This is a genomic window from Blautia sp. ZXY-1-C6 (assembly GCF_056339875.1).
On the sequence record NZ_JBWJVQ010000136.1, the window covers coordinates 1 to 8,572 of the forward strand.

The 8,572-nt window shown below is 42.9% G+C and carries 5 protein-coding genes and 2 pseudogenes; 2 read left to right on the forward strand and 5 right to left on the reverse strand.

Annotation, left to right across the window (positions count from 1 at the left end; genetic code table 11):
- Window positions 1-426: hypothetical protein (locus AC075J_RS05330; protein WP_476390114.1), on the forward strand; the 426-nt coding region annotated here is incomplete at its 5' end.
- A gap of 341 nt (window positions 427-767) precedes the next feature.
- On the opposite strand, the gene AC075J_RS05335 is transcribed toward AC075J_RS05330, so the two are convergent.
- Window positions 768-2,153 carry an alanine/glycine:cation symporter family protein gene (locus AC075J_RS05335; protein WP_329285142.1) on the reverse strand — a complete coding sequence of 462 codons (1,386 nt, stop codon included), beginning with the start codon at window positions 2,151-2,153 and terminating at the stop codon, window positions 768-770.
- 343 nt (window positions 2,154-2,496) lie between these two features.
- Between AC075J_RS05335 and AC075J_RS05340 the strand changes: the two genes are divergently transcribed.
- Window positions 2,497-4,449, forward strand: coding sequence for a glycoside hydrolase family 31 protein (locus AC075J_RS05340; protein ID WP_476390115.1), 1,953 nt, complete (start codon window positions 2,497-2,499; stop codon window positions 4,447-4,449).
- 167 nt (window positions 4,450-4,616) lie between these two features.
- On the opposite strand, the gene larC is transcribed toward AC075J_RS05340, so the two are convergent.
- From larC to AC075J_RS05360, 4 genes and pseudogenes are all read right to left on the reverse strand, one after another.
- Window positions 4,617-5,981: a nickel pincer cofactor biosynthesis protein LarC gene (gene larC / locus AC075J_RS05345; RefSeq protein WP_118616914.1), complete on the reverse strand. Its 1,365-nt coding sequence runs from the start codon at window positions 5,979-5,981 to the stop codon at window positions 4,617-4,619.
- A 2-nt stretch (window positions 5,982-5,983) separates the two neighbouring features.
- The gene (gene larB / locus AC075J_RS05350; protein WP_020993373.1) at window positions 5,984-6,745 is read right to left on the reverse strand and encodes a nickel pincer cofactor biosynthesis protein LarB; all 762 of its coding nucleotides are present in this window, start codon (window positions 6,743-6,745) and stop codon (window positions 5,984-5,986) included.
- A gap of 108 nt (window positions 6,746-6,853) precedes the next feature.
- Window positions 6,854-8,039: pseudogene (locus AC075J_RS05355) on the reverse strand (PP-loop family protein).
- A 334-nt stretch (window positions 8,040-8,373) separates the two neighbouring features.
- A pseudogene (locus tag AC075J_RS05360) lies at window positions 8,374-8,572 on the reverse strand (rhamnulokinase); the annotation flags it as partial.

Sequence of the window (8,572 nt, forward strand, 5' to 3'; positions counted from 1 at the left end):
ACAGCTGCCTGTGGTCCGAGACAGTTTCAGGTTCTTGTTCGTACTGGCAGATATGGAATCACCCCGGGAACTCTGTGGGATTTTTATACAGAGCATGAGATTCTTTTTCATGCATACAATATTCGTTTTAAGAAAGCTTCTGAGCTGGAAGGAATACTTCTATCGCGAAACAGAAACAGCAATCTGGTTTTATGTGTGTCTCTTTATCTTCATCTGATGGATCAGCTTCGCTGGGGACTAATCATGGAACCGGAGGCTGTCCGAGAGGGAAAAAGGCTGCTTCTTTATGGACTGTACTGTGGACGGGATACTTATCTGGGCGATGTTTATCCCGAAGATGTATGGAAGAACGAAGTACTGAAAACATTTTCACTTAAAGAACAGCTGATTTATATTTTAATCTGTTATTTTTCTGTCAGATCATAGTTGGATCATCACATTTTTATGGTAAAAATATTCTATGCCTGCTTTCTCCTGATGAAATACAAAAGGGAAGTGAATAGAATAAGTTCAATGTCCACTCACTTCCCTCCTGAAATCGTTGAAATCTATATACACATTATAAGGGAAAAGCCGCAAAAAAGCGAATCCGGGTGGTTGTGGATAAAGTAAAAATGACGGATAAAAAACAGTACATAACATCAATAAAAAAATTTAAAATTCGTCATTTTTACTAATGCCCTATGCAAGGGTCTGAACAATAACCTAACATCAAGCATCAGGTAAACTAATAAACAGCCTGAAGAAAACTCTCCAGACTGTTTTTATCATTTCTGTGCGAAATACTCTTTTGTAAGTGTAATGGCGGTTCCTGAAAGCAGGAATACACCAATTAAGTTGGGGATTGCCATGAGACCGTTGAATGTCTCAGCAATACTCCAGAGAAGTCCCAGATCTACAGTTGCGCCAAGGATTGCTACTAATGAATAGGCGATCATAAATGGGCGGATAACTTTTGCAGAGAATAAGAATTCAATGCAGCGTGCTCCGTAAAGTCCCCATCCGATAATCGTTGAGAATGCAAAGCAGCACATGGCAACTGCCGTAAAGATGGAAACCCAGCCTCCATATGTAGAAGTAAATCCGGAAATTGTAAGTTCTGCACCTGCCGCTGCACCGTAATTTACCGGCACGCCGCTTACAAGGATCACAAGTGCTGTCAGAGTACAGATCACGATCGTATCTGCAAATACCTCAAAGATACCAAACATACCCTGTTTTACAGGCTTGCTTGTATCTGCACAGGCATGAGCGATAGACCCTGTACCAAGTCCGGCTTCATTGGAGAAAATACCTCTGGAAACACCCTTTTTCATACTGAGGAAAAAGCTTCCGATCACACCGCCTGTCACTGCTGACGGATTAAAGGCTCCATAAACAATATCATGGAAAACTGCCGGAACTCTTCCGATATTTAAGATCACAACGCCCAATGCAAGTACAATATAAAACAATGCCATAAACGGCACCAGCTTCTCGGAAACACTTCCAATTCGCTTGATACCACCCAGCAGTACCATACCAACCAGCAGCGTGATCACAATTCCAAGGATTAGATTCAGTCTGCCTGTGGAAGACTCTGAGATCACATTAAAATTAATAAGAGCTGTATCAATTGCTGTTGTAATAGTATTTACCTGAGTAGCATTACCTGTTCCAAATACAGTCAGTACACCGAATGCAGAATAAAGAACTGCAAGAAATCTCCAATTCTTTCCCAATCCGTTCTTAATATAATACATAGGTCCGCCTACATAATCCCCATGTCTGTTTCTCTCACGGAAATGTACTGCCAGGGTAACCTCTGTAAATTTCGTGCACATTCCAAGGAGCGCGGAAACCCACATCCAGAATACAGCTCCCGGTCCGCCGATGGCGATAGCTCCGGCAACACCGGCGATATTTCCAGTACCTACTGTACCTGCCAGTGCAGTACAGACTGCCTGGAAAGGTGTCATGGAACCGTCAGAGGCTTCTTTTTTCTTAAAAATTCTTCCCAGTGTGGTTTTAAGCGCATACGGGAATTTGCGGATCTGGACAAAACCGGTCCGCAGGCTCAGGTAAAGCCCTACGCCGATAATACAGATCATAGCCGGGACACCCCAGATAAAATTATTTACGACGTTATTGATGGATTCAATTGTCTGAAGCATGTTAAATAAACCTTTCTTTCGTGTAATAATAACAGTTTAGCACTTTTTTCACCGTATGTACAGAAAAATTCTATTAAGATAAAGCATTAAAGCACAATAAGTTAACAGCGCAAACAGATACGATCAGCCGCTCCACTGCTTGCCATACCCATATCACTGCTTCACAGTTTGAGCAAAAGTCAAAATAACGTATAAATTTGTCATAATTTCAGTAGCATTTCCTCACCCAAACCTCTATTATTGTAAATATGAAATCAAGGAAAACATATGTGTATTTTCCAATAGCACTTAAGCGTTTCAGTCATTAATTTAACACTTTTCAACCTAAGGAGGACATGACAAAATGATTCAGAAATATACTTACGGGACCCCATTTGAAACCGATGCCATCGTAACTTCTATCCCGGCTTCTGAGGGAACTCCTGCATACGGAACTATCTCCACAGAGAACGGCTTCTCTTTTACTTATGATATGGATGACAACGATGTTGTCTATGGTCTGGGCGAATCAAGCCGCGGAATCAACAAACGTGGATACGTTTATGAAAGCAACTGTTCCGACCAGCCAAACCATACAGAAGATAAAATCTCCCTCTACGGAGCACACAACTTCCTCGTAATCTCCGGAAAACAGACTTTCGGTCTCTTCGTTGATTATCCCGGAAAACTGAAGTTTGATATCGGTTACACACTCTCTTCCCAGTTAAAGATCACCTGTGAGGATGCAAATCTTTATCTGTATGTGATCGAGGGTGAAACCCCTTACGATATCGTAAAACAGTTCCGCAAAATCATCGGAAGAAGCTATATCCCGCCTAAATTCGCATTTGGTTTCGGTCAGAGCCGCTGGGGATATACAACTGCTGACGATTTCAGAAAAGCCGCTGACGGATATCGTGAAAACAATATTCCGATCGATATGGTATACATGGATATCGATTACATGGAAGACTACAAAGATTTCACAGTCAATCAGGAAAACTTCCCTGACTTTGAGGCCTATGTCAATGAAATGAAAGAAAAAGGTATCCACCTTGTCCCGATCATCGATGCTGGTGTCAAAGTAGAGGCTGGCTATGATGTTTATGAAGAAGGCGTTGAGAAGAACTACTTCTGCAAACGTGAAGACGGCAGTGATTTCGTTTCCGCTGTATGGCCAGGCTGGACTCATTTCCCGGATGTCCTGAACGCAGATGCCAGAGCATGGTTCGGACAGAAATACGAACGTCTCATTTCCAAAGGAATCGACGGTTTCTGGAATGACATGAACGAACCTGCAATGTTCTGTACACCGGAAGGCGTTGCTGAATTAAAAGAATACATCAAAGACAACTTCATGGACAAGGAAGAAGCACCTGGATTTACACTCGGTGATAAAGTAAACGCCCTTGCAAACAATCCGGAAGATTACAAACGCTTCTATCACAATGTAAACGGTCAGAAAATCCGCCACGACAAGGTACATAACCTGTTTGGCTATAACATGACCCGTGCAGCAGGTGAAGCATTTGAAAAAATCGCACCTGGCAAACGTTTCCTGATGTTCTCCCGTTCCTCCTATGTGGGAATGCACAGATACGGCGGAATCTGGATGGGAGACAATAAATCCTGGTGGTCACACATCCTTCTGAACTTAAAGATGCTTCCATCCCTGAATATGTGCGGTTTCCTTTACACAGGTGCAGATCTGGGCGGTTTCGGTGCAGATACCACACGTGATCTGGTACTGCGCTGGCTGGCACTTGGTGTATTCACACCTCTTATGAGAAACCACTCCGCTCTGGGAACCAGAGAACAGGAAGCTTACCAGTTTGAAAATATCGAAGACTTCCGCCATGTGATCGGTGTCAGATATCGCCTTATTCCATATCTGTACAGTGAATACATGAAAGCAGCATTAAACGACGACATGATGTTCCGTCCGCTGGCATTTGACTACACAGACGATGCATTCGCAACTCAGGTAGAAGATCAGCTTCTTCTCGGAAACGAAATCATGATCGCACCTGTTTATACACAGAATGCAAAAGGCCGCTATGTATATCTGCCGGAAGAAATGATGTTCGTAAAATTCCTGCCGGATGGAACAATTTCTCAGGAAATTCTTGAAAAAGGCCACCACTATGTAGAAGTTGCCCTGAATGAAGTTCCACTGTTTATTCGCAAAGGAAAAGCAATCCCGGTTGCTGATGTTGCGCAGACAGTAAAGGATATCGATCCTGCTACTATCCGCATGATCGGATATGAGGGAGCTGAATATGACCGTTATGATGATGACGGTGTAAGTACTCTGTAATTTAACCGAATCAGACAACTTTCCCTGCCTGAATTGCAAAAAGTACCAGGTAGCAGATAGAACTGAACCAGAAGTCACCTCATAAAAATAATAAAAAGAAACAGTCACATACATCTGATGAATGTTGAGATATTCACTCAAGTATGTGACTGTTTTCTTTTACATTGTTATTCTTTATCTTTATTTGCCAAAACAATATAACGGTAAATTTCTGTAAACGGGATCTCTTTCTCTCTGCTCAACTGTGCAACGCTCTCATATTCCGGATAAAGCTGCTCTTTTCCATTCAAAGTGCATACCTTTGCCAGAACTTCTCCCCATGGAGTCGGAAGAGTTCTCGTTTCTCTGGGAAGAATCGTACGTTCCATTCTGCTATAACGAATTCCAATCGTAGTAGTTTCTTCAAAAATAATATTCTGAAGCATTTCCATATCTTCTTCCTTACAGATCACATTCAGAACCCATGCAGGTCTGTTCTTTTTCATAAAAACAGGCACATAATGCACATCTCTGGCACCGGCTTTCATCAGACGTTCCATGACAAATCCCAGAACTTCTCCACTGCAGTCATCAATGTTTGTCTCCATCTTGATAATCGTATCTTTGGTTTCCTGATTTTCAGCTTTCGGATTATTTCTGATTTCCGGGTTTTTGAATTCTTCTGTCTGAGCCTTTACTTTATCTCTTCCTTTAGCCTGCTCTGTGCTTTCTGATATGATCATTGCCCTTAAGATCCCAGGACACTCATACTGGCGTTTACCTGCACCGATTCCAATCTTCTGGATTTCAAATGTTTCCGGAAGTTTATCCTTTGTTTTCACTGCTGCCACTATCGCCGCACCTGTAGGCGTTACAAGTTCACCTTCTACCTCTGTCATTTTCAGATGTAAATGATTGGCACTTACTATATTTGCAACTGCCGGAACCGGGATTGGCAGGATGCCATGCTGACAACGGACAGTTCCACGTCCCTCGCAGAGAACAGGAACGATCACCTCTGTAACATCCAGATTATCCAGGCAGACTGCCACAGACACAATATCCACAATAGAGTCCACTGCTCCCACCTCATGAAAATGCACCTGATCCACAGGCACATTGTGTGCTTTACTCTCTGCCTCTGCAAGAATTTCAAATATACGCAATGCGATCTTCTTTGCATTCTCAGTCATTGCGCTATGCTCTATAATATAGGTAATTTCTTTTATTCCACGGTGTTCGTGATGGTGATGGTCTTGCGCTGTTCCTGTGCCATGGGCGTGATTGCACTCACGACCTTCATGATGATGTCCATGCAGATATTCCATATCATGGTCATGATTTTCATGCTCTTTATCCAGCACAACATCAAAATCACATGCATCTATTCCGGACTTTACAACTCTGCTGATCTTTGTCTCAAATCCTGATACCTTAAGACTCTTCAGCACCCTGTCCAGCACTGAGCGGTCAGCTCCCAGATCAAGAAGAGCCGCAACCGTCATATCACCACTTATCCCTGAATAACATTCCAGATATAATGTTTTTCCCATAATCAATTTCCTTTCTCATCTGTACCTGCTGCCAGACGGTTAATCTGTGTTGCCAGATAGCCGGCACCGTAGCCGTTATCAATATTCACCACAGCAATCCCGTTCGCACAGGAATTGATCATGGTAAGAAGTGCCGAAAGACCATGCATACTTGCACCATAACCCACAGAAGTCGGTACTGCGATCACCGGTCTGCTCACCAGACCGCCCATCACACTGGCAAGAGCTCCCTCCATTCCCGCAACTGCAATTACACAGTTCGCACTCTGGATCGTCTCCAGTCTGGAGAATAAACGATGCATTCCGCTGACTCCCACATCATAAATCCGTTCAACATTTGTGCCAAAATATTCCGCTGTCTGTGCAGCTTCCTCAGCAACCGGAATATCTGCAGTTCCTGCTGAACACACGGCGATCTTACCAATACGCTTCTTATCTTTCTTCTCAACTTTTAAGATGCGTGAGATCGGATCATATTCTGTTTCCGGAAACTTCTCCTTCACCAGTTCATACTGATGTTGGGAAGCTCTGGTTCCGAATACCTCGCCGTCTTCTCTGTATAATCTTTCAAAAATATTCAGAAGATGTTCATCTGCCTTATTACTGCAGTAGATTACTTCTGCGAAACCGGTTCTTGCCTTACGGCTTGTATCCAGCTTCGCATACCCCATTTCTTCATAACTTTCTTTCTTAAGGATTCTCTCTGCCTCTTCCACAGATACCGAACCACTTTTTACACTTTCAAGAATTTCCTGTAAGGTCATGGATTCCTCCTTTTAGAACACCACCTGCACCAGAAACATACAGACAACCGTTCCCACTATAATACTGAGCAGTGTATTTCTCTTCCACAAATGAAGATTTTGCTGTTATCATTCTTTATCCTTATCAACGCCCTTATTTCCACGCTGATCATAGTCATCCAGGAAATTATAATATTCTCCATCTTTATGATATCCCATAACAGTACGAAGATTAATATCCCGCACACTGTTAAAGATATTCGTCTCGATCACACTACTTGTATTTCTAAACTGTGCAACCAACTCTTTCATCTCATCACGCTTGGAACCACGTCCGCCCCCACAGCTTACACAGTTCTCGGTGAAACGGCATGCACACTGAATGAAGTGCAACCCATTAGTATCTCTCCATGCCTTGATCGCAGATTCCTTGATCAGATACATGGGACGGATCAGTTCCATTCCCTCAAAATTCTGACTGTGCAGCTTCGGCATCATAGTCTCCACCTTACCACTGTACAGCATACCCATGAGGATTGTCCTCGATCACATCATCAAAATGATGTCCCAGCGCAATCTTATTACATCCCAGCTCCTTGGCATGAGAATACAGATAACCACGTCTCATTCTCGCACACAGGTAACAGGGATTATTCTCAATTTCTGCCACTGTATCAAAAATATCACTTTCAAAAACCGTAAGAGGAATTCCCAGAAGCTCTGCATTATCCTGAATAATCTTCCAGTTATCCGCATTATAGCCCGGATTCATTACCAGAAACACCAGTTCAAAATGAATCTTCCCATGACGCTTCAGCTCCTGAAGCAGCTTCGCCATCAGCATAGAGTCCTTACCACCTGAAATACAGACAGCAATCTTATCTCCCTCCTGGATCAGCTGATACTCATTCAAAGCCTTGGTAAACGGTCTCCAGACTGTCTTTCTGAACGTCTTGATAATACTGTGCTCAATCTCCTTCGTCTTCAGTTCCTTCTGCTCCTTAGCATCATTCTCCATAAAACGGCTCAGAGAAAGTCTCAGATACGCACGATATCCACCTTCAATATTCACAGCCTCATACCCTGCATCACTCAGCTTCTCCACACAGTCCCGGCTTCTGTCCCCCGTATGGCAGAGAACATACACCATCTTCTCCCTGTCCACAGACTCCATTCTTTCCTCAAACTCATCCAGCGGAATATTCACTGCCCCCGGAAAAGATCCCCTGCTGTACTGATCCGCCGGCCGCACATCCACGATCGTAATCTTAGAAGAATCAATCTTCTCCAGCTCTTCCACACTAATTGTATTCATATATAACCTGCCTTTATCTATTAAAATCAATCACTTACCTCTGATGAATCACCCTGTATTTCCGCCCAATTCACCAGCCATCATTATACTTTGAAACCCCATGATAGTCAACATATTCCCTCGCCGTTGACTCCTTTCTCACAGCCAAACGTTACTGTTCACTCCGTTCACAGTAACGAATGATTTTCCAAACACCTTTTAACCTCATTATATACGATTCATTTTTTTCAGACAACCTTCTCAGATATATAAAATTAAAACCTCCCGGTTGAAATTTTTTTCTTATTATCACAGACACAAAAGGAACAGAGTCAATACCCTGTTCCCCTTTTTATTATTTATAAACTTTTACACCAAAGGATTCATGAATGATAGTACGAGCCTCTTCAATGGTTTTAAACTCTTCTGCTTTCAGCATCTGTGCTGTGATATTTCCGATTGCAGTTGCCTCTCCTGGACCTGCATGGATTTCTTTCTTTGTTGCCTTTGCAGTCAGCTCATTGAGATATCCTGCGTTGGAACCGCCGCCCACG